Source organism: Ensifer sp., assembly GCF_035999135.1.
GTDB lineage: Bacteria > Pseudomonadota > Alphaproteobacteria > Rhizobiales > Rhizobiaceae > Ensifer.
Genome location: NZ_DASYGZ010000055.1, coordinates 1 through 20,994, shown reverse-complemented (window position 1 = coordinate 20,994; position 20,994 = coordinate 1). Strand labels below are relative to the sequence as shown.

Below are 20,994 nucleotides of genomic sequence, written 5' to 3'. Positions count from 1 at the left end.
GGCAATTGACTGGGCACGACGGGGAGGCGACATTGCCATCGGCGGATCGGCGTGCGATCGCTCCGCAGATGATGGCAGTTCAAACAGGGCCCGACGCATGGATCATCTTCAACAGACTCCGCTGTCGAGGTTGCCGGTGCCGCGGTTTGTCTCGACGCTTCTGGCATCGTTCTCGACCACCGGCCTGATCGTCGGCGTCTTCTTTTTCGCGATGTCGCTGACCCCCAGCCTCATTCCGCGGCCCTATGTGGTGCAGGCGGTGATCTCCGGCCTTTCGCTTTCCGCCGGCTATGCCATCGGCGTGCTTCTGCGCTGGGTCTGGTCCCTGTTGGACCTGCCGGAATTCCGCGGACGCACCGGGCTCACCGTGAAGGTTCTGGCCGCGCTCGGCTGCTCGGGGGTCGCGCTCGCCTTCCTCTGGCGCACCGCCTACTGGCAGAACACGGTGCGCCAGATCATGGGGCTCGACCCGGTCGAAAGCGCAGAGCCGTTCAAGCTCGGGCTGATCGCGGCGCTCGTCTTCGTCGCCATCGTGCTTCTGGCGCGGCTGTTCCGGCTGACCTTCAGCTTCCTTGCCCGTCGCTTCGAGCATGTGCTGACGCGGCCGCTGGCGAAGGTCGCAGCCGTGGTTGCCGTAATCGCGCTCTTCTGGTCCGCTGTCGACGGTGTCATCTTCCGCTTCGCACTGCATGCGGCCGACAGTTCGTTCCAGCGGCTCGACGCGCTGATCGACCCGGATGTCGCCCCGCCAACCGATCCCTTGAAGACCGGCAGCAGCGCATCGCTGATGACCTGGGACGAGCTTGGCCGTCAGGGCCGGCAGTTCGTCGCCTCCGGCCCAGCGGCAAAAGACATCGGCGCCTTCTTCGGGGCTGAGGCGAAGGAACCGTTGCGCGTCTATGCCGGGCTCAATTCTGCCGAAACCGCCAAGGAGCGGGCAAAGCTGGCACTCGAAGAGCTGAAACGCGTCGGCGGTTTCGAGCGCACCAACCTTCTGATCGTGGTGCCGACCGGCACAGGCTGGATCGACCCGCCGGGCATGGATTCGCTCGAATATCTGTTGAAGGGCGATGTCGCGAGCGTCGCGGTGCAGTACTCCTATCTGACAAGCTGGCTGTCGCTCCTGGTCGAGCCGGAATATGGCGCGGAAACCGCCGACGCGCTGTTCGATGCCGTCTACGGCTACTGGACGACGCTGCCTCGGGACAAGCGGCCGAAGCTCTATCTCTACGGCCTCAGCCTCGGCTCGATGAATTCGCAAGGCTCGGTCGACCCCTTCGACATCATCAGCGATCCGTTCCAGGGCGCTCTCTGGGTCGGATCACCGTTCCCGACCCGGACCTGGCTGCAGATCACCGGCAACCGCAATCCCGGCTCGCCGGAGTGGCGGCCGCTCTACCGCGACGGCTCGGTGATCCGCTTCACCAACCAGGAAAACGCGCTCAACATTCCGGGGGCCAAGTGGGGTAATGTCCGCATCGTCTACCTGCAATATGCAAGCGACCCGATCACCTTCTTCGATCCCCATTCCTTTTACCGCGAGCCCGACTGGATGAAGGCGCCGCGGGGGCCCGATGTCTCGCCGGCACTGCGCTGGTTCCCTGTCGTCACCATGTTCCAGCTGCTCGCCGACATGGCGCTCGCGACCACCTCGCCGATCGGCTACGGCCATGTCTATGCGCCGGAGCACTATATCGATGCCTGGATGCAGGTGATGGCGCCGCCTGGCGTGACCGAGGCCGATGCCGAGCGGCTGAAGGGGCAGCTCAAGGGCCGCTACTGAGCCTGCTTTTCGCCGGATCGCTCCCCGCGCAGATGGGCGGCGATCTGGTTGGCGAAGGCCTGGATCAGCGGCTCCTCCGCCTTTTCCGTCGGGCAGAGCAGGTAGTAACCCGCCGATGCGGGGATGGCGGTAGCAAAGGGCTGGATCAGTCGGCCTTCGAGCAGATAGGAGCGGGTGAGTACGTCGGAGACGAGCGCGATGCCCTGGCCCTGCAAGGCGGACGCAACGGCGATTGCAACCGAAGGCACCCGGACGCTGCGGCTGCCTTCGAGCGAGATGCGCGAGGCCGCCGACCAGCGGGTCCATTCGCGGCCGTCGTCCTCGTGCAGGAGCGTCACGTCACGCAGTTTCTTTTCGCGCAGCGGCCCTTCGAGGCGCGGGAACAGCAACGGCGAGCAGACCGTGCGCAGCTTGACGTCGCTGACCGCCTGCCACCAGAGGCCGTCGAAGGGCGGATTGTCGTAGACGATGGCGAGATCGACGTCGTCCCAGACCACGTCCGAGGCGCGGATGCAGTTGCGCATCGCGAGATCCGTGACGCCGCGCGCGGCGGCAAACTGCACTAGAAGACCCGCCGTCCAGGCAATCGCGAGCGCGGGCGGCAGGGCGACCGTGAGCTTGCTCTTCTGGCTTTCGAGACGCCGGTCGGTGCCGTCCTCGACGGCCGCGGCGAGATTGCCGATGGCGTGGGAGACCGTCTGGGCGAAGTCGCGGCCAGCCGCCGTCAGCTTGATGTTGCGCCCGGATTTTTCAAGCAGCGTCAGCCCCGTCGTCTCCGACAGCCGGCGCAATTGCAGCGACACAGCGCCGGGGCTGAGGCCCAGCTCGTCTGCCGCCTGACGCACCGATCCAATCCGCGCCACCGCCTCGAACGCCCGGATATAGGGCAGGAAATGCAGCGCCTTCATCCGTCATTCTCCCTGGGGCTCGGATCGCAAAATCGTTTAGCTAAACTGCACGATATCAAGCATAAAAAATCGCTATTCCCAATCGATTTTTGCTCCTATGACTCTTGGCGGAGAGAGGGAGTTAAGTCATGATCGAGGCCCAACCATTTGATTTTCCTTACGACGGAAAGCTGGTTCCGTCGCAGACCGCGCTGATGGTGATCGATCTCCAGATCGACTTCTGCTCGCCCAACGGCTACTTCGCCTCGATGGGTTACGACCCGGCGCCTCTGGCGGCGATCGTGCCGGCGGTCAACCGGGTGATATCGGCAGCGCGGGCTGCCGGCTGCTTGATCATCCACACGCGCCAGGGCTACCGCGCCGATCTTGCCGACATGACCCCTTACGAGAAATGGCGGCGCAAGCGTTCGGGCCTCGAGGACACGCAGGTGCTCTTGCGCTCCAGCCCCGGCTTCCAGTTGCTGCCCGAGCTCGATGTCGCCGACACCGACGTCATCATCGACAAGACGTGCAACAGCTCGTTCACCTACACCGACCTAGAGCATGTGCTGAGATCGCAGGGCATCACCCACATGCTCTTTACCGGCTGCACCACCGATGTCTGCGTGCACACGACGCTGCGCGAGGCCTGCGACCGCAATTTCCAGTGCCTGACGATTTCCGACTGCTGTGCCAGCGGCGAGCAATGGGCGCATGAGGCGGCGATCAACATGATCTCGATCGAGAACGGCATCTTCGGCACGGTTTCGACCAGCGACGCCGTCATTGCCGGGCTGGCAAGAGCCAGCCGCTAAGCGCTCTGGCATCGCGCAATTCCAGGAAAACCGCTTCACACGTTTCCTGGAATTGCTTCTCGCGCCACCATCCGCATTTCCAAGCCTTTTCAACCGCTTCAACGGAATGATGCCCCATGCAACGATATATCTCGCTGATGCGACTGACCGCCAAGGGACTGGCCGAGCTTGCCGATAGCAGCAGCCGGCGCAAGGTGAGTGAGGATCGCGTCGCTGCGCTCGGCGGCCGCTCTGTCGCCTTCTATGCCACGCTCGGAACCTACGATTTCGTCCAGGTTTTCGAGATGCCGGATAATGCGTCGATGATGCAATACGTGCTGACGGCGCGGCGCGACGGCTTCGTGGACCCACTCATCCTTCCGGCCTTCGACAGCCACACCTATGGCGACATCGTCGGCCGGGTTTCACCAGCACAACAGGGGGAATGACGATGATCAGACTGGCATCCTGCGCAACCCTTCTGGCAGCCACCTTTCTTGCGGCGGGCGTCGCGCAGGCCGAAACGCCGGCCTTTGCCGCCGACGGCGAGCTTGGCGTCTGCACCACGGCGGCCTTCCCGCCGCTGTCGTTCAAGGCGCATCCGGCCGACGCTGCACCGACCGGCATCGACATCGAGATCGCCGAGGCGCTTGCCGGGCTCTGGAACGCCAAGGTCGCCTACACCGTCACCGAATTCGCCGGCCTGCTGCCGACGCTTGGCGCCGGGCGTTGCGACGTCATCGTCAGCGGCATCTACATCAACGCCAAGCGACGCGAGACCTATGACGGCGTGCCCTACATGAAATCGGCGACCGCCATGGTGACGAAGACCGGCAGCGATGCGATCAAGGTGCCGGAAGACCTGAGCGGCAAGGTGATCGCGCTTGAGGCCGGCGCCTACTACAAGGAAGAGCGGATCGGTCCGCTCAACACCGCACTTGCCGCCAAGGGCCTGCCGCCGGTCGAGGTGCAGGAATACCCGACCCAGCAGGCCGCCTATCAGCAGGTGCTCGTCGGCCGGGTCGACGCGACGGTGACGGAAGAAGCGGAAGGCGCCTATCGCGCCTCGCGCTCCGACGGCACGCTTCAGCTTCCCTATATCTGGGCCTCGGATTTCAAATACGGCATCTACAGTCGGCGCGACGCGGCCGATGCCGCCGCCGTCAGGGCGGGGCTCAAGGCGCTGAAGGAGAAGGGCTTCTTCGGCGATCTCGCGAAAAAGTACGGCCTCGATCCGGCGCTCTTCGACGTCGATTACGACTCATAATCCAGGACGGCGAGGGCAGGGCATGAACTTCGACACCAAATTGTTTTTCGATGCCCTGACCATGCCCGTGATGCTGCAGGGGGCGGGCATCGCGATACTTCTCTCGATCCTGGTGCAGGCGGCGTCGTTCCTGCTCTGCCTGCCGCTCGCCGTCGCGCTCAACTCGATGGCGACGGTCAGGCGGACGGCAGCGCAGCTCTATGTCTGGCTGTTCCGCTCGTCCCCGTTGATCCTCGTGCTTCTGATCGTCTGGAACGGCGCGCCGCAGCTCTTTCCGGGGCTGACGCGGGCGCCCTGGTACACGCCCTTCGTCGCCGCCTTCATCGCGTTCACGCTGGTCACGGCCGCCTACATGGCCGAAGCGATGCGCGGCGCGCTGTCGGCGATCGGCCAGGGGCAGACGGATGCCGCGCGCGCACTTGGGCTCAACCGCTGGCAGACATTTTTCCTCGTTGTTCTGCCGCAGGCGCTGCGCATCGTCATGCCGGTGCTGGTCAACGAGTTCATCAACCTGATCAAGCTGACCTCGCTTGCCTATGTCATTTCGATGCGCGAGATCATGGCCGTCGTCAACGACGCGATCGCCTCCAGCTTCCGCTTCGTCGAGTGGTACTCGGCCGCGCTGATCTACTATCTCGCGATCGTCTCGATCCTGATGTTTCTGCAGCGGCTGATCCAGCGCCGCATGACCTGAAGCGCATCGCGATCTTTCAGATTCGCTTTTCGCGCTTCAGAGCAAATCCAGGAAAAGTGTGAAACGGTTTTGCGCGACCTGCTTCAGGCGGCCTGCGAACCCGGTACCGGGAGCGTCGAAAGCAGTGCGCCCATGGCACCGATGATCTTGCGGTGCTGGTGGGCGTGGCGGGTGCGCAGGCTGGTGGCGGCATAGACTGTCTGGGCGATAACCGGCGCATCCTGCACCCGAAACGCCAATCGCTCCTCCGTCAGCCGTTCGGCCGTTGCCGCCGTCACATAGGCTGCGCCACCAAGCGCGGCAAGCAGGCGGGTGATCGCCATGTTCTGGCCGGCCGAAAGCAGCGCTGCCGAGAGATGCGGCAGGGCCAGCCGGTGGGCGCGGTCGAAGGTTGGCGAGTAGCTTGCCCGGATGTAGTTTTCCGAGCGGATATCGGCGAGCTCCCGCGCCTCGGTGCCGACGAGCACGTAATGCAGATCGCCGATCCGTTCATAGTAGAGATCGGGCAGGTAGTGTGGCGTGTAGAGGATCGCGAGATCGAGGTCCCCGGCGCCGAGATCACGGTTCATCTGGTTGGAATAATCGGCCTCCATATAGACCTCGGTTGAAGGCAGATCCTGCCGGATCGCCGCCATCCATTCCCCCGCGAATGCTTCCGCCAGATCGTGCTGGATGCCAAGCCGCATGGACCGCTCCAGCGCCCCGGCGCTGGTGACCGCCCGGGTCGCCTCATGCCACTGGTTCTGCAGCGCTTTTGCGTAATCGAGAAAGCGCAATCCGGCGGCCGTCGGCACGGTGCCACCCTTGTTGCGGGTAAAGAGCTTGCGGTTGAATTGCGCTTCCAGCGCCTTCACCCGATGCGAGACGGTCGACTGGGTGATGTTCAAGCGCTCGGCGGTGCGGTTGAAGGAGCGGCTTTCCATCAGGTCGAGGAAGGTTTCGATCAGTTCTACCTGCATGCCGTGCACTCCCGCTTCGATAGGACCAATCTAATCGAATTTGTCGATCAATAAAGCCTGTTTCCGTCGCTTGATGGCGCCCGGCTTCCCCGGCAAGAATTCGCCAAAACGAGGGAACTGTTAATGTCGAATTTGCCGTCGCACGCACGCGTCGTGATCATCGGTGGGGGCGCGATCGGCGCTTCCTCGCTCTACCATCTCGCCAAGGCCGGCTGGACCGATTGCGTGCTTCTGGAAAAGAACGAGCTGACGGCCGGCTCGACCTGGCATGCGGCCGGCAACGTGCCGACCTTTTCGTCCTCCTGGTCGATCATGAACATGCAGCGCTATTCGGCGTCGCTCTATCGCGACCTCGGCACGCTCGTCGATTACCCGATGAACTATCACGTCACCGGCTCGATAAGGCTTGGCCATTCGAAGGAGCGGCTGCAGGAGTTCAAGCGCGTCGTCGGCATGGGCCGCTACCAGGGCATGGACCTCGACATTCTCTCGCCCGACGAGATGCGCGCCCGCTATCCCTTCCTGGAGACCCACGAACTCACCGGCGCGCTCTACGATCCCTATGACGGCGACATCGACCCGGCGCAGTTGACCCAGGCGCTCGCCAAGGGCGCGCGCGACATGGGCGCCAAGATCATCCGTTTCTGTCCCGTGACCGGGGCGCGGCGCGAAAACGACGAGTGGGTGATCTCGACGCCGCAGGGCGAGATCCGTTGCGAATACGTCGTCAACGCCGCCGGCTACTATGCCCGCGAGGTCGGCAAGATGTTCGGCCGCGACGTGCCGATGATGGTGATGAGCCATCAGTATATCCTGTTCGACGAGATCCCGGAGCTGGCCGCCTGGTCGAAGGAGGCCGGCCACAAGCTGCCGCTCCTGCGCGATGTCGACAGCTCCTACTATCTGCGCCAGGAAAAGAACGGCATGAACCTCGGGCCCTACGAGCGCAACTGCCGCGCCCATTGGGTCACGCCTGACGATCCGATGCCGGAAGACTTTTCGTTCCAGCTCTTCCCCGACGATCTCGACCGGTTGGAATGGTACTTGAACGATGCGGTCGAGCGCGTGCCGATTTTGGGAACCGCCGGTCTGTCGCGCATCATCAACGGCCCGATCCCCTATGCGCCTGACGGCAACCCGCTTATCGGCCCGATGCCGGGCGTGCCCAATGCTTTCGAGGCCTGCGTCTTCACTTTCGGCATCTGCCAGGCGGGCGGTGCGGGCAAGGTGCTCGCCGAATGGATCACCGAGGGGCAGACCGAATGGGACATGTGGTCCTGCGACCCGCGGCGCTACACCGACTATACCGACCAGGACTATTGCATCGCCAAGGGCATGGAAATCTACGGCCACGAATATGCGATGCATTTCCCGAAGCATTACTGGCCGGCCGGCCGCGGCAAGAAGCTGTCGCCGATCCATGATCGCACCGCGGCCCTCGGCGCCCAGTTCAAGCCCTATAACGGCTGGGAGCGCGCCATGTGGTACGCGAAGCCCGGCGACGACACCTCCGAAGAGGCGACCCAGACCTGGGGTCGGGAAGGCCCGTGGGCGGAGCGCATCAAGGAGGAGTGTCTCGCTGTACGCGACGCCGCCGGCATTCTCGATCTGCCGGGCTTCTCGCGCTTCCGGGTGAAGGGCGAGGGGGCGACCGAGTGGCTCTCCGGTCTCATCACCGGTCGCGTGCCGAAACCGGGCCGCATCGGCCTTGCCTATTTCGCCGACGACAAGGGCCGGATCGTCACCGAAATGTCGGTCATGATGCTGGACGAAGATTTCTTCTTCCTGATCACGGCCGCCACGGCGCAGTGGCACGATTTCGAATGGCTGACGAAGCACCGGCCCGCCAACGCCGCCTTCACCATCGATGACGTGACGACTTCCTTCTCCTGCCAGATACTCACCGGGCCGAAGTCGCGCGCCATTCTCGCCGACATCAGCGAGGCGGACCTTGCCAAGGGTTGGCTGACGCACCAGACGGCTCAGATCGCCGGGCGCTACTGCCAGCTCGTGCGCGTCTCCTTTGCCGGCGAGCTTGGCTGGGAAATCCACACCAAAGTGGAGGATACGGCTGTCATCTTCGACGCCGTCTGGGCGGCAGGACAGAAACATGGCCTCAAACCCTTCGGCATGGAGGCGCTCGACAGTCTGCGCATCGAGAAGGGTTACCGCGCCTGGAAGGGCGATCTGTCGACCGACTACACGATCCTGCAAGGGGGGCTGGAGCGCTTCGTCGATTGGGGCAAGCCGGGCTTCAAGGGCAAGGCCGCACTGGAACGGGAGAAGCAGCAGGGTGTTGTCAAGCGCTTCGTCACCCTGACGGTTACCGCCGACGGCTGCGATGCGCCCTATATGTCGACGCTCTGGTCGGGCGGAGAAGTGGTCGGCGAGACGACCTCTGGCAACTGGGGCCACCGCGTCGGCAAGTCGATCGCGCTCGGCATGCTCAGAGCCGACCTCGCCGTGCCCGGCAAGGAAATCGAGGTCGAGATCTTCGGCGACCGCTTCAAGGCGACGGTCGAGGCGGACCAGCCGCTCTGGGATCCCTCCAATGAAAGACTGCGCGCATGACGAAGCCCATTCCCTCGAAAGCCCGCGCGGTCATCATCGGCGGCGGCGTGTCCGGTTGTTCGGTCGCCTATCATCTGGCCAAGCTCGGCTGGACCGACGTGGTGCTGCTTGAGCGCAAGCAGCTGACGTCCGGCACCACCTGGCATGCCGCAGGCCTGATCGGCCAGCTGCGCGCCTCGCAGAACATGACGCGGCTCGCGAAATACTCGGCCGACCTCTACGTCAAGCTCGAGGCCGAGACCGGCATTTCCACCGGCATGCGCCAGAACGGCTCGATCACCGTGGCGCTGACCGAGGAGCGCAAGGAAGAAATCTACCGCCAGGCTTCGCTGGCGCGCGCCTTCAATGTCGATGTGCGTGAGATCACGCCCGACGAGGTGAAGGCGATGTATCCGCACCTCAACACCTCGGATGTGAAGGCGGCGGTGCATCTGCCGCTCGACGGCCAGTGCGACCCGGCCAACATCGCGATGGCGCTCGCCAAGGGCGCGCGCCAGAACGGCGCCACGATCATCGAGGGCGTCAAGGTAACATCGGTTCTGAAAAAGGATGGTCGGGTCACGGGCGTCACCTGCGAGCAGAACGGCGAGACCTACACGATCGAGACCGATCATGTCGTCAATTGCGCCGGCATGTGGGGCCGGGAGTTTGCGCGGCAATCGGGCGTCACCGTGCCGCTGCACGCCTGCGAGCATTTCTACATCGTCACCGAAGCGATCCCGAACCTCAAGCGCCTGCCGGTGCTGCGCGTGCCGGATGAGTGCACCTACTACAAGGAGGATGCCGGCAAGATGCTGATCGGCGCCTTCGAGCTCAAGGCCAAGCCCTGGGGCATGGACGGCATCCGCGAGGACTTCTGCTTCGACCAACTGCCCGACGATTTCGACCACTTCGCGCCGATCCTCGAAATGGCGGTCAATCGCATGCCGATGCTGGAGACGGCCGGCATCCACACATTCTTCAACGGCCCGGAAAGCTTTACGCCCGACGACCGCTACTATCTCGGCGAAGCCCCTGAAGTGAAGGGCTATTGGGTGGCGGCCGGCTACAACTCGATCGGCATCGTCTCCTCCGGTGGCGCCGGCATGGCGCTCGCGCAATGGATGAACGACGGCGAGCCGCCTTTCGACCTCTGGGAGGTGGATATCCGCCGGGCGCAGCCGTTCCAGAAGAACCGCGCCTATCTGAAAGACCGCGTCTCGGAAACGCTCGGCCTGCTCTATGCCGACCATTTCCCCTACCGCCAGATGGCGACGGCCCGCGGTGTGCGCCGCTCGCCGCTGCACGAACACCTGAAGGCCCGCGGTGCCGTTTTCGGCGAAGTCGCGGGCTGGGAGCGTGCCAACTGGTTTGCGAAGGAGGGCCAGGAGCGCGAATACCGTTATTCCTGGAAGCGGCAGAACTGGTTCGAGAACCAGAAGGCCGAACATCTGGCCGTGCGCAACGGCGTCGGCCTATTCGACATGACCTCCTTCGGCAAGATCCGGGTGGAAGGGCGCGACGCGCTCTCGTTCCTGCAGAAGCTCTGCGCCAACGAGATGAATGTCGAGCCGGGCCGCATCGTCTATACCCAGATGCTGAACGCTCGCGGCGGCATCGAGAGTGACCTGACGGTGACGCGCCTTTCGGAAACCGCCTTCCTGCTCGTCGTGCCCGGCGCGACGCTGCAGCGTGACCTTGCCTGGCTGCGCAAGCATCTGACCGACGAGTTCGTTGTCATCACCGATGTCGGCGCCGGCGAGAGCGTGCTCTGCGTCATGGGGCCGAAGGCGCGCGAACTGATGCATAAGGTCAGCCCCAACGATTTTTCCAACGCCGCCCATCCCTTCGGCACGGCGCGCGAGATCGAGGTCGGCATGGGGCTCGCCCGTGCGCATCGTGTCACCTATGTCGGCGAACTCGGCTGGGAGCTTTATGTCCCGACCGACCAGACGGCGCATGTGTTCGAGGCATTGGAAGAGGCGGGCGAGGGGCTGGGCCTGAAGCTCTGCGGCATCCACACGCTCGACAGTTGCCGCATCGAAAAGGCCTTCCGCCATTTCGGCCACGACATCACCGACGAGGACCATGTGCTGGAAGCCGGGCTCGGCTTTGCTGTCAAAGCCGACAAGGGCGATTTCATCGGCCGCGAGGCGGTGCTCGCCAAACACAATCGCGGCCTGTCGCGTCGGCTGGTGCAGTTCCGGCTCGCCGATCCCGAACCGCTGCTCTTCCACAACGAGGCGATCGTTCGCGACGGCAAGATCGTCGGCACGATCACCTCGGGCAATTACGGCCACCACCTCGGCGGCGCCATCGGCCTCGGTTACGTGCCGTCGGAGGGCGAGAGTGCTGCCGACGTGCTCGGCTCGCGCTTCGAGATCGAGATCGCCGGGACACGGGTGAAGGCCGAGGCGTCGCTGAAACCGATGTACGACCCCCGGGCGGAGCGGGTGCGGATGTAGGTGTCCGGCAGCGTCGGGCATCGAGGTTGTGCCTGAGAAGCTGCCCCTCATCCGGCCCGCCGCGAGTCTCCTTCTCCCCGCAGGCGGGGCGAAGGAGACTCGCGGCGGGCTACCAGGCCAAAGCTGGGCGAGGCGGTATCGAGACGACGCGCTACCCTTTTCTGCGAGCGCTGAGACAGGGACGAGCGGGCGCAACAAGTCCCTTCTCCCCGTCAGAACGGGGAGAAGGTGCCGGCAGGCGGATGAGGGGCAATCCCTCACCGCGGGATGAGGGGCGACACCCCCGTCACACGGATCAGGGGCAACGCCCCATTGGGAGATGATGATGGCTGACGATTGTGCAGTTGCGGCTTCGAGACGGTCCGGCGGGCGGGCGGCGCGGGTGGCGCTGCGTGCGGCACCCTTGGCCGAAAACATCCGGCCGGTGCGCCCTGGGCTTTCCGGCGGGCAATACAAGCCGTTGAGTGATGCCAATGTGAGGCGCATCCACGAGGCGGCGCTCGATGCGCTGGAGCAGATCGGCCTTGCCAACGCTCCGAAATCGGGCGTCGAGATCATGACCGGCGCCGGCGCGATCCTCGGCGACGACGGGCGCATCCGCTTTCCCCGGGCGCTGGTCGAGGACATGCTTGCGATCGCTGCGCGCGACATCACGCTTCATGCCCGCGATCCGAAGCAGGATCTCGAACTCTCCGGCACCCGCGTCTATTACGGCACGGCCGGGGCCGCGGTGCACATCGTCGACGTCGAGAAGCGCGAATATCGCGAGTCCACCGCCAAGGATCTCCTGAACGCCGCACAGCTCGTGCACCACCTCGACAACGTGCACTTCTTCCAGCGCGCCATGGTCTGCCGCGATGTCGCCGACAACTTCCTGATGGACATCAACACGCTTTATGCCTGTTGCGCTGGCACGACCAAACATGTCGGCACCAGCTTCTCCGATCCCTCGCATGTGGACGGCTGCTTCGACCTCATCCACATGATCGCCGGTGGCGAGGACAAGTGGCGGGCGCGGCCCTTCGTTTCCAACTCGAACTGCTTTGTCGTGCCGCCGATGAAGTTCGCCGAGGAAAGCTGCATCACCATGGAAAAGTGCATCCGCGCGGGGATGCCGATCCTGTTGCTCTCGGCGGGGCAGGCGGGCGCCACCGCACCGGCGCCGCTTGCAACCGCGATCGTGCAGGCGGTCGCCGAGTGCCTGGCGGGTGTCGTCTATGTCAACGCCATGTCGCCCGGCCATCCGGCCGTCTTCGGCACGTGGCCCTTCGTTTCGGATCTGCGCACCGGGGCAATGTCCGGTGGCTCGGGCGAGCAGGCGCTGTTGACGGCTGGCTGCGCCCAGATGCACCAGTTCTACCGCCTGCCCGGAGGGGCGGCCGCCGGCATCGCCGACGCCAAGCTGCCCGACATGCAGGCCGGCTGGGAACAGGCGATCTCCAACGTCATGGCCGGGCTCTCGGGTCTCAACATGGTCTATGAAGCCGTCGGCATGCATGCCTCGCTGCTCGGCTTCTGCCTGGAATCGCTGGTGCTCGGCGACGATCTCCTGGGCCAGGTGCAGCGCTGCATCCGCGGCATCGACGTGACGGAGGATTCGGTCTCGCTCGAAACCATGCGCTCGGTCTGCCTCGAGGGCCCCGGCCACTATCTCGGCCACCCGCAGACGCTGGGTCTGATGCAGACGGAGTACATCTACCCTGCTGTCGCCGACCGCACGAGCCCGAAGGAATGGGTCGAGATCGGCCGCCCGGATCTGGTGGCCAAGGCGATCGAGAAGAAGAACCGGATCCTTTCGGAAGCGGCACCCTCGGTGATCGCGCCGGAGATCGACCTGTTGATCCGGGAGAAGTTCCAGATCTTCTGCTGAGTTTCGCTCGCCCCGGTTTCGGGGCGGGGGCAGCGGGCGGCCGGGTCAGGTCGCTCGTCCTCTGAAGATTGCGAGGAAGGCGTTGGGTTGAGGTTGCGCCGAAACCCGCGGGGGAGTTCGCGTGCCTGCAGTGGTCGCGACGCCATCCGCTCGCCGACGAAATTTGCATACACGCGCGCCGGAACGCGGTTCTTCCGGCCCTATTGTTGGAGTTCACCCATGCTCGTTTCGGAGCTCAAGACGACCACTGTTACCGGCGACTGCATCGACCAACTGGTTGCCGCCCACCGTCCCGGCCATGGGCTCGCACGCGCCTTCTATCTCGATCCGGAGATCTATGAGCGCGATCTGGAGCGCGTCTTTCGCCGTCACTGGCATTGCGTCGCGCACGAAAGCGCGATCCCGAATGCCAATGATTTCGAGGTCTTTCGCATGGCGTCGGAACAGGTGATCGTCACCCGGACGGCGAGCGGCGAGATCCATGCGATGCTCAATGTCTGCCGCCATCGGGGTGCCGAGGTCTGCACCAAGGACAAGGGCAATGCCCGCGCCTTCGTCTGCCCTTACCATGCCTGGACCTACGGCAATGACGGGGCGCTGAAGGCGGCAAGGCTGATGCCGAAGGATTTCAGGCGTGAGGATCACGGGCTGAAGAAGCTCAAAGTGCGCGTCGCCGAAGGGCTGATCTTCATCTCGTTTGCTGACGAGCCGCTCGATTTTTCCGATGTCGAGCACCTGCTGCACGCGACCTGCGGACAATATGGCTGGGGTTCGGCGAAGATCGCCCATCGCCAGACCTATCCGGTCGATGCCAACTGGAAGCTGGCGGTCGAGAACTATGTCGAGTGCTACCACTGCGGTCCGGCGCATCCGGAGTATTCGCAGACCCATGCGCTCGAACAGCCTCTGCACATGATCGAGGAACTGAACGCCCGGATGGAGGCGCGCACCTGCGCGCTCGGCATCGAGGTCGGCTCCGGCAACCATTGGCAGACGTCAGCTGCCGGCAAGGAGGCGGTACACGCCTTCCGCTATCCGCTCTATGACGGCGCCAAGACCGGCAGCAAGGATGGACAGGCGCTGAGCACCCTGATGGGTCGTTTCAACGACTTCGACGGCGGCGTCACATCGATCCACCTCGGCGGCACCACCTTCCTCGTGTGCTATCCCGATCACGGCATGATCTATCGCTTCATTCCGAAGACGGCCGAGACCTCGGAGATGGAGCTGATCTGGCTGGTTGACGCCAAGGCCGAGGAGGGACGGGACTATGATCTCGACCGGTTGACCTGGCTCTGGAAGGTGACGACCGAGGAGGACAAGGCGATCATCGAGCACACGTCGCGCGGCGTCCGCTCGCACTACTTCGTGCCGGGCCCGATCGCGCCGATGGAGCACAACGAGCTGCGCTACATCCACTGGTATCTCGACGAGATCAGTCGGCCGTGACTTTCCGATGGGATGGACGCTACGGCGGGCCGCGTCAGTCCCGCCGGTCGAAATGGGTGCGCAGCGCCACATGCGTCTGCACGGTGGCAACGCCCGGGATGATCGAAATCTGGCGGCGGATGGTGTCGAGGTCGCCGTTGGAAGCGCATTCGACCAGCACCATCAGGTCGGTGGCGCCGGCGAGCGACCAGCAGGTGACAATCGGCGGCATGGCCGAAAGATGCGGCACGATGTGGTCGCAGTTCTTGCCGGGCTGGAAACTGATGGCGATCAGCGACTTGACCGTCGGGCTCTCCTCGGCGAGGCCGAGGCGGATGGTATAGCCGGCAATCACGCCCTTCGTCTCCAGCCGTCTCAGGCGGTCATGCGCCGCACTGCGCGACAGCCCGCTGTGGCGGGCAAGCGCCACCAGGCTCTGGCGCGAATCCTGCCTGAGCGCTGCCAAAAGCAGCCGATCCTTTTCATCGATATCCGTCATAATGCGTCCTTCTGATCGCCATTTCCGGACGTTCGTCCGGTCAGGCGACATCATGTCCAGTGAAACCGGACGATAAGCACGCTAGCGTCTTTTGGCAACGAAGGAGCTTGCCATGACCAAACTGATCATTCCCGACAATGCCGTTCTGCTGCCGATCGACATGCAGCAGGCCTTCGACAGCGCACCCTGGCCGCGCCGATGGAACGGGGCTGTCGATGAAAACGGCCTGGCGCTCCTTGCCGCCTGGCGCTCGAGCGGGCGGCCGGTCATCCATGTGCGCCACGACAGCGTGACGGCCGGATCGACGCTTGCGCTCGGGTCGCCCGGCAACGCCTTTCGCCCCGGTTTCGGGCCCAAGGGCGACGAGGCGCTGGTCACCAAGGGGGTCAACGCCGCCTTCATCGGCACCGATCTCGATCTGAGGCTTCGGCGTCTCGGCGCCGAGACCGTCGTTGCCTTCGGCATCTCGACCGACATGTGCGTGTCGACCTCGGTCCGGGTCGGAGCCAATCTCGGCTACCGCATGATCCTGGTGGAAGACGCCTGCGACTGTTTCGACCAGCCGGACGGAGAGGGCGGAGTGATTTCAGCGCGCGACATCCACCGCGCCCATGTGGCGACGCTGCGTGCCGAGTTCGCGCAGGTGACGACGACGGCTGAGCTTGTCGATGTGCTTCGCCGTCCAGTCGCTGCCTAGGGCCAAGTCCAGGAACAGTGTGAAACGGTATTCCGTCTGGAATTGCGTTACTCCAAAGCGCAACTCAGGGAGCCGCCCGCACCGCGCGAAGCGCCAGATCAGCTCATCGTCCCAGTGAAACGATGAACTGGTTCCGTTCCGAGATGGCGCCAGCCCGGCTGGACAACCATCCGACACTTTCGTGGGCTTGCGCTAGCGGGCGCCGCCGCGGACTTCCAGCACGCTGGTCGTCCATTTCGGCGCCGTCAGGCTTTCGCCTTCGCGGTTGGGGAAGGTGAGGTAGGTTTCGAAGGCGCGATCCTGGCCGGCCGGCACCCGGGCGAGGATCAGCGCGGTGTCGTCGCCGATTGTCTCGCAGGCATCGCCGGGGCAGTTTTCGAGCGTCACGGACAGGCGGAAATATTCAAGCAGCGTCGGCCCCTTGTTGGTGACGGTGCCGCGCAGGCGGAAGCTGCGTTCCGGCTGGCTTTGCTCGAAGGTCAGATCCTCAAGCACGACGTCCGCCGCGGTCAGCCCCGCGGGTGTCGTCGTCTGGACCGGCTCCGGTGCTACGGGCTTGTCGCCATCGCGATCGGCAAACCAGATGATGAAGGCGACGAGCAGGCCAAGCGCTACGGCCACCGAGAGGATCGGTTCGGCCCATTGGCGAAATCGGCTGAAGCGCGCTGCCAGGTACACGACCACGAGCCCCACCGGTAGCGCAATCAACCACAGCATCCAGATCCTCCTCACGCGCATCATTCCTTGGCCCGGAATCGACGCAAGGGGAAATCATGCAGCCGATCAAAGCGTTACAGCGCCAGTTCGCTCCCGGACGGGCGCTGCACCGCCTCGATGTTTATATAGGGTGGGCTGCGGCTGGCAACATGGCGGGCGCATCGGGCAAGAGGATGCGCCCTGACGTTTCGGTGATCGCTGGTGATGGACGGATTGCGCGCCTCAGTTGGCCGGCTCAAGGTCCACCCAGTAGGTGCCCTCGAACGGAACCGCGGCGAAGCGTGTGTTGATCTCCGCCAGGGTCTTCTTCGGGTCGAGGTCGGAAAAGAGGTCGGGCCTGATCCAGGTGGCGAAGACCTCGGCGGCAACGATATTGAGCGGAACGGCGTTGAAGAAGTTCCAGAGCCCGTGAACGCGCTTGTCCGCGACGGCGCGCATGCTGGCGAGTGCCGGCGCCTTGACGGTCTCGGCAAGCGTCTGCCGCGCCCGATCCTCGTCGACGCCCGGGCCGATCGACAGCGTGCCGTATTTGCCGCCGGGCGAGGACGTGGCGATGTAGATCTCGGGATTGGCGGCCATGATCGCCTCGGCACCGATCTTGCCGCCGAGCGGTGGCAGCGCCGTACCCTCGATCATGTTGCGGCCGCCCGCGACACCAAGGAACGCGCCGAGACCGGAAACGCCGTAGGCGTAGCAGCAGCGATCGGCCTGCGGGAAGGCGTCCATCAGCACCAGCGGCCGCGGTTCCGGCCTGGCGGCGATGCGATCGCGGATCAGCTTCAACCTGTCTTCGTAGAACTGCGCAAAGGCTTCCGCCTGCCCGTCGCGGTCGATGAGCCTGCCGAGCAGGCGCATCATCTTCGGCGTGCTTTCAAGCGCACTGTCGTTGAAATCGACGACGACGACGGGAACGTCGATGCTGGTCAGATACTCGATCGCGCGCTTGCCCTGTTCGGTATCGGCCTGCCAGTTGGCGAGAATGGCGAGATCGGCCTTCAGCGACAACAGGGCCTCGAAGGAGAGGCCGGCGCCGGTGCCGTCGTCGATCAGGGGGATGTCGGCAAGGGCCGGAAACTTCTCAACGAAGCTGCCATAGAGCTCGGGATTGTCGTCCTTCATGTCGCCGGACCAGCCCGAGAGCAGGCTGACGGGGTCCGGATGGATCAGCGACAGGGCGACGAGGTTGAAGCCGGTGCCGAGCAGGATTGCCTTGGGCTTTTCGTTTATCGTCACCTCGCGACCGGCCGCGTCGGTAACCGTCATCGGCCATTGACCCTCGGCGCGGGCAGCGGTGCCGAGCGCAAGGGAAAAACAGAGAACGAGCACGAGCCGCAGGGCGGCCGGAAAGATGTGAAACAAACCTGTTGGTTCCTTTGACCTATTGGTTCCGCTGGCTGGGAAGAGCACAGAGGCTGCCGCAGCTTGGCACCCCCGGCAACAGATAGCGCAGGCAGCAGATCTTGCGACGGCAGACACGGGCGCCGTCTTCCTCTTCGTGCCGGAGGCAATCGAAGAAGGGATTGGGGGAGCCGTCCGGCATCGCCCTGTTGCCGATCAACGCGTCGGCCTGGGCGTTCAAGGGTTCGATGCCGGAGGCGCGCAGCGCATAGTCGATATAGACGAGCGCATTGTTCCAGGCGAGTTTCGGCGCGATCCCGCCGACGGACTTCAGGTGACCGACCACCTCGCGTAGATGGTCGCGCATCAAGGGCGCCAGCGTCGCAAAGACATCGGCATCGTCGACGTCCTGCCAGCAGCCGGGACTTGCGACGCCGAAGGTGCGCGGCAGCCCGTCTTCGGCAAGCGCCACCGTCATCTCCTCGAAGCCGACCGGCAGCACCTGATGATCGAGCACGCGGGCGACGAGATACGGGATGGTGAGGCTCGAAAAATAATAGAGCGACCACATGGAGGCGACCGCACGGCGGTCGCTGGCGCCGGACTTTTCCGTGTAGATGTCGAGCGCATGCTCGAAGGCGCCGGACGAAAAGAACTCCGGCAGGGCCATGCCGTCGGACAGCGTGTCAGACAGCACCATCTTCTCGTTGCACCAGGCATGGGTGCCGGCGAATGCGGCCGAGAGCGCCTTCGGGCCACCGGTCTCGACCACCGCTTGTGATACGGCAGCCGTCATCGCGCCACCTTTCGGTGGGTCGGACGAAACGGAAGTGCAGCGGTGAAAGAACGCCGTCCTGCGAGCATGCGACACCTTCTGAGCAACTCAGAAACTCATAAGGTGATCGTGTTACTCATGATTTTTCGCGGCGCAAGTGATTTTATGACTTTTGCGATCATGTTTCGACGTTTGAAGACCGAGAAGGAGGAACCGCAGGCGTTCACCTGCGGTTCGCGGGGCTCAAAGCCTATTGCATCAGCCCGAGCTGCTTGTAGAAGCCGAGCGCATCGTAATAGTCGCTCTGCGCCGCGATCTTGCCGTCCTTAATCGTGAACACCGAAGCGCCGGTGAACTTGAAGGGCTTGTTGGTCGCCGCCGTGCCGTCGGCCCAGGCGCCCGAATTGGTGCCGGAGAATTCCCATTCGAACGAGACCTTGTCGCGGGATGCGATCGGGTCGCCCTTCATCGACCAGACGGCGTCGGGAACAGCGTTGAGGAAATTATCGATGACCCCGGTCTTGGCGGCATCCTTGCCGGTCACGGGCTTTCCGACCGACGCGTCGTAATAGGTGACATCGTCGGCGAAATAGGATGCCGCCTTGCCCGAGTCATGGGCGTTCCAGGCCGCGACATAGGCCGCGACCACATCCGGTGCCGCGTCAGCGGCGAAGGCCGCGGGCGAGAGCACAAGGGTGCTCAAGCCCAAGGCACCAGCAGCGACAAGCAATTGACGACGGTACATGGTTTTCTCCTCCCGTTGTCCTCGTTTCATGCATGCAGTGTCTGACCCGCGGGATGCGGTGTCAGCCGTGGTTGATCATGATGTGGCGAACGGCGGTGTAGTCTTCGAGCGCGTAGACCGACATATCCTTGCCGTAGCCCGACTGCTTGACGCCGCCATGCGGCATCTCGTTGGTCAGCATGAAGTGGGTGTTGATCCAGGTGCAGCCGTATTGCAGGCGGGACGCTGCCTTCATCGCCCGGGAGATGTCCTTGGTCCAGACGGAGGAGGCAAGGCCATAGTCGCTGTCATTGGCCCAGGCGATCGCATCGTCCTTGCCGGTAAAGCGGGTGACGGAGACAACGGGACCGAAGACTTCGCGGCGCACGATCTCGTCTTCCTGGGTGGCGCCGGCCACGACCGTCGGCTGGAAGAAGAAGCCGTCCGAACTGCCGGCGGCACCGCCGGTGGTGATCTCGATGTGCTTCTGGTCGGCAGCGCGCTCGACAAAGCTTGCGACACGGTCGCGCTGGCGGCGCGAGATCAGCGGGCCGATCTCGTTTTCGGTGTCGTCGGCGAGGTTGTAGCGGATGGTCGAGACGGCCGACGTGAGGTCGGCGACCAGCTTTTCGTAGATGCCGGCCTCGGCATAGATGCGGCAGGCGGCGGTGCAGTCCTGGCCGGCATTGTAAAAGCCGAAGGTGCGGATGCCGTTGACCACGGCTTCCAGATCGGCGTCGTCATAGACGATGACGGGAGCCTTGCCGCCGAGTTCCAGATGGGTGCGCTTGACGGTCTTGGCGGCAGCGGCCAGCACCTTCTTGCCGGTGGCGATATCGCCGGTGATCGAGACCATCGAGATCTTCGGGTGGTTGATCAGCGCGTTGCCGACGGTCTCCCCACGGCCGGAAACGACGTTGACCACGCCTTCGGGCAGGATGTCGGCGAGCACGCGCGCGAGCTTCAGCGCCGTCAGTGGCGTCTGCTCGGACGGCTTGAAGACGACGGTGTTGCCGCCGGCGATCGCCGGCGCCAGCTTCCACGCCATCATCATCAGCGGGTAGTTCCAGGGCGCGATCGAGCCGACGATGCCGATCGGATCGCGGCGGATCATCGAGGTGTGGCCGGGCAGGTACTCGCCTGATGTCGGCGCATGCAGGTTGCGCACCGCGCCGGCAAAGAAGCGCCAGCAGTCGACGATCGCTGGCAGTTCGTCGTTCTTCACGGCATTGATCGGCTTGCCGCAGTTGAGCGCTTCAAGCGCCGCAAAACCGTCCGCATCCTTCTCGATCGCATCGGCGATCTTTAGGAGATAGTTGGAGCGCTCGGCGGGCGTGGTCTGCGACCAGCTGGTAAACGCCTGCTCGGCCGCGTCGACGGCTGCCTCGACCTGGGCATGCGAGGCTTCCGGCAGGTCGACGATCTTGCCGCCCGTCCGCGGGTTCAGGATGTGTTCGTCGGCCTCGGTGCCGGCCTCGAAGCGCGATCCGATCAGCAGTTGGGTGTCCATGTCTGTTCTCCCTTGAAAGTCGAGTTATTTGCCGGCG

General features: G+C 64.2%; 18 protein-coding genes. 10 read left to right on the top strand and 8 right to left on the bottom strand.

The window, feature by feature from the left end; translation table 11 throughout:
• Window positions 1–97 precede the first annotated feature (97 nt).
• Window positions 98–1,783 carry an alpha/beta hydrolase gene (locus tag VGO12_RS05655; protein WP_327511750.1) on the top strand — a complete coding sequence of 562 codons (1,686 nt, stop codon included), beginning with the start codon at window positions 98–100 and terminating at the stop codon, window positions 1,781–1,783.
• Here the strand turns inward: VGO12_RS05655 and VGO12_RS05650 are convergent.
• Entirely contained in the window at window positions 1,777–2,691 is a 915-nt protein-coding gene (locus VGO12_RS05650; RefSeq protein ID WP_327511749.1) for a LysR substrate-binding domain-containing protein, read from the bottom strand. The genes VGO12_RS05655 and VGO12_RS05650 overlap by 7 nt on opposite strands.
• A gap of 128 nt (window positions 2,692–2,819) precedes the next feature.
• On the opposite strand from VGO12_RS05650, the gene VGO12_RS05645 reads away from it, so the two are divergent.
• The 4 genes from VGO12_RS05645 (at window position 2,820) to VGO12_RS05630 (ending at window position 5,425) form a co-directional block, all read left to right on the top strand.
• Window positions 2,820–3,485 (top strand): isochorismatase family cysteine hydrolase, encoded by a 666-nt coding sequence (locus VGO12_RS05645; RefSeq protein ID WP_327511748.1) that lies wholly within the window; start codon window positions 2,820–2,822, stop codon window positions 3,483–3,485.
• Window positions 3,486–3,601: 116 nt separating this feature from the next.
• Entirely contained in the window at window positions 3,602–3,913 is a 312-nt protein-coding gene (locus tag VGO12_RS05640; protein WP_327511747.1) for a GYD domain-containing protein, read from the top strand.
• A gap of 2 nt (window positions 3,914–3,915) precedes the next feature.
• On the top strand, window positions 3,916–4,731 hold the full coding sequence (locus tag VGO12_RS05635; protein ID WP_327511746.1) for a transporter substrate-binding domain-containing protein: 816 nt from the start codon (window positions 3,916–3,918) through the stop codon (window positions 4,729–4,731).
• Window positions 4,732–4,753: 22 nt separating this feature from the next.
• Window positions 4,754–5,425, top strand: a complete 672-nt coding sequence (locus VGO12_RS05630; RefSeq protein ID WP_327511745.1) for an amino acid ABC transporter permease — start codon at window positions 4,754–4,756, stop codon at window positions 5,423–5,425.
• 83 nt (window positions 5,426–5,508) lie between these two features.
• Here the strand turns inward: VGO12_RS05630 and VGO12_RS05625 are convergent, their stop codons facing one another.
• Window positions 5,509–6,384 (bottom strand): LysR family transcriptional regulator, encoded by an 876-nt coding sequence (locus VGO12_RS05625; RefSeq protein WP_327511744.1) that lies wholly within the window; start codon window positions 6,382–6,384, stop codon window positions 5,509–5,511.
• Window positions 6,385–6,507: 123 nt separating this feature from the next.
• Here VGO12_RS05625 and VGO12_RS05620 point away from each other — a divergent pair, with 123 nt between their 5' ends.
• The 4 genes from VGO12_RS05620 to VGO12_RS05605 all read left to right on the top strand — a co-directional run bounded on the left by VGO12_RS05620 (window position 6,508) and on the right by VGO12_RS05605 (window position 14,718).
• Window positions 6,508–8,955: an FAD-dependent oxidoreductase gene (locus tag VGO12_RS05620; protein ID WP_327511743.1), complete on the top strand. Its 2,448-nt coding sequence runs from the start codon at window positions 6,508–6,510 to the stop codon at window positions 8,953–8,955.
• A complete protein-coding gene (locus tag VGO12_RS05615) occupies window positions 8,952–11,399 on the top strand; it encodes an FAD-dependent oxidoreductase (RefSeq protein ID WP_327511742.1) in 2,448 nt (815 codons plus the stop codon). The genes VGO12_RS05620 and VGO12_RS05615 overlap by 4 nt, the downstream gene beginning before the upstream one ends.
• Window positions 11,400–11,724: 325 nt before the next feature.
• Window positions 11,725–13,269 (top strand): trimethylamine methyltransferase family protein, encoded by a 1,545-nt coding sequence (locus VGO12_RS05610; protein ID WP_327511741.1) that lies wholly within the window; start codon window positions 11,725–11,727, stop codon window positions 13,267–13,269.
• Between the two features lie 219 nt (window positions 13,270–13,488).
• Window positions 13,489–14,718 (top strand): aromatic ring-hydroxylating dioxygenase subunit alpha, encoded by a 1,230-nt coding sequence (locus VGO12_RS05605; protein ID WP_327511740.1) that lies wholly within the window; start codon window positions 13,489–13,491, stop codon window positions 14,716–14,718.
• 34 nt (window positions 14,719–14,752) lie between these two features.
• Here the strand turns inward: VGO12_RS05605 and VGO12_RS05600 are convergent, their stop codons facing one another.
• A complete protein-coding gene (locus tag VGO12_RS05600) occupies window positions 14,753–15,196 on the bottom strand; it encodes an Lrp/AsnC family transcriptional regulator (protein WP_327511739.1) in 444 nt (147 codons plus the stop codon).
• Between the two features lie 112 nt (window positions 15,197–15,308).
• Here VGO12_RS05600 and VGO12_RS05595 point away from each other — a divergent pair, with 112 nt between their 5' ends.
• Window positions 15,309–15,893, top strand: a complete 585-nt coding sequence (locus tag VGO12_RS05595; protein ID WP_327511738.1) for a cysteine hydrolase family protein — start codon at window positions 15,309–15,311, stop codon at window positions 15,891–15,893.
• 192 nt (window positions 15,894–16,085) lie between these two features.
• Here VGO12_RS05595 and VGO12_RS05590 read toward each other — a convergent pair whose 3' ends face one another.
• From VGO12_RS05590 to VGO12_RS05570, 5 genes are all read right to left on the bottom strand, one after another.
• Window positions 16,086–16,610 (bottom strand): hypothetical protein, encoded by a 525-nt coding sequence (locus tag VGO12_RS05590; RefSeq protein WP_327511737.1) that lies wholly within the window; start codon window positions 16,608–16,610, stop codon window positions 16,086–16,088.
• Between the two features lie 222 nt (window positions 16,611–16,832).
• Window positions 16,833–17,960, bottom strand: coding sequence for an ABC transporter substrate-binding protein (locus VGO12_RS05585; RefSeq protein WP_414650680.1), 1,128 nt, complete (start codon window positions 17,958–17,960; stop codon window positions 16,833–16,835).
• Window positions 17,961–17,988: 28 nt separating this feature from the next.
• Window positions 17,989–18,744, bottom strand: coding sequence for a siderophore-iron reductase FhuF (gene fhuF, locus VGO12_RS05580; protein ID WP_327511736.1), 756 nt, complete (start codon window positions 18,742–18,744; stop codon window positions 17,989–17,991).
• Window positions 18,745–18,973: 229 nt separating this feature from the next.
• Window positions 18,974–19,468 (bottom strand): ester cyclase, encoded by a 495-nt coding sequence (locus VGO12_RS05575; protein WP_327511735.1) that lies wholly within the window; start codon window positions 19,466–19,468, stop codon window positions 18,974–18,976.
• 61 nt (window positions 19,469–19,529) lie between these two features.
• On the bottom strand, window positions 19,530–20,957 hold the full coding sequence (locus tag VGO12_RS05570; RefSeq protein WP_327511734.1) for a gamma-aminobutyraldehyde dehydrogenase: 1,428 nt from the start codon (window positions 20,955–20,957) through the stop codon (window positions 19,530–19,532).
• Window positions 20,958–20,994: the final 37 nt, after the last annotated feature.

Coding starts and splice junctions, on each gene's coding strand:
- VGO12_RS05570 (WP_327511734.1), bottom strand. CDS start 20,957: ATGGACACCCAACTGCTGATCGGATCGCGCTTCGAGGCCGGCACCGAG.
- VGO12_RS05610 (WP_327511741.1), top strand. CDS start 11,725: ATGGCTGACGATTGTGCAGTTGCGGCTTCGAGACGGTCCGGCGGGCGG.
- fhuF (WP_327511736.1), bottom strand. CDS start 18,744: ATGACGGCTGCCGTATCACAAGCGGTGGTCGAGACCGGTGGCCCGAAG.
- VGO12_RS05625 (WP_327511744.1), bottom strand. CDS start 6,384: ATGCAGGTAGAACTGATCGAAACCTTCCTCGACCTGATGGAAAGCCGC.
- VGO12_RS05650 (WP_327511749.1), bottom strand. CDS start 2,691: ATGAAGGCGCTGCATTTCCTGCCCTATATCCGGGCGTTCGAGGCGGTG.
- VGO12_RS05575 (WP_327511735.1), bottom strand. CDS start 19,468: ATGTACCGTCGTCAATTGCTTGTCGCTGCTGGTGCCTTGGGCTTGAGC.
- VGO12_RS05620 (WP_327511743.1), top strand. CDS start 6,508: ATGTCGAATTTGCCGTCGCACGCACGCGTCGTGATCATCGGTGGGGGC.
- VGO12_RS05615 (WP_327511742.1), top strand. CDS start 8,952: ATGACGAAGCCCATTCCCTCGAAAGCCCGCGCGGTCATCATCGGCGGC.
- VGO12_RS05655 (WP_327511750.1), top strand. CDS start 98: ATGGATCATCTTCAACAGACTCCGCTGTCGAGGTTGCCGGTGCCGCGG.
- VGO12_RS05635 (WP_327511746.1), top strand. CDS start 3,916: ATGATCAGACTGGCATCCTGCGCAACCCTTCTGGCAGCCACCTTTCTT.
- VGO12_RS05595 (WP_327511738.1), top strand. CDS start 15,309: ATGACCAAACTGATCATTCCCGACAATGCCGTTCTGCTGCCGATCGAC.
- VGO12_RS05605 (WP_327511740.1), top strand. CDS start 13,489: ATGCTCGTTTCGGAGCTCAAGACGACCACTGTTACCGGCGACTGCATC.
- VGO12_RS05630 (WP_327511745.1), top strand. CDS start 4,754: ATGAACTTCGACACCAAATTGTTTTTCGATGCCCTGACCATGCCCGTG.
- VGO12_RS05590 (WP_327511737.1), bottom strand. CDS start 16,610: ATGCTGTGGTTGATTGCGCTACCGGTGGGGCTCGTGGTCGTGTACCTG.
- VGO12_RS05645 (WP_327511748.1), top strand. CDS start 2,820: ATGATCGAGGCCCAACCATTTGATTTTCCTTACGACGGAAAGCTGGTT.
- VGO12_RS05640 (WP_327511747.1), top strand. CDS start 3,602: ATGCAACGATATATCTCGCTGATGCGACTGACCGCCAAGGGACTGGCC.
- VGO12_RS05600 (WP_327511739.1), bottom strand. CDS start 15,196: ATGACGGATATCGATGAAAAGGATCGGCTGCTTTTGGCAGCGCTCAGG.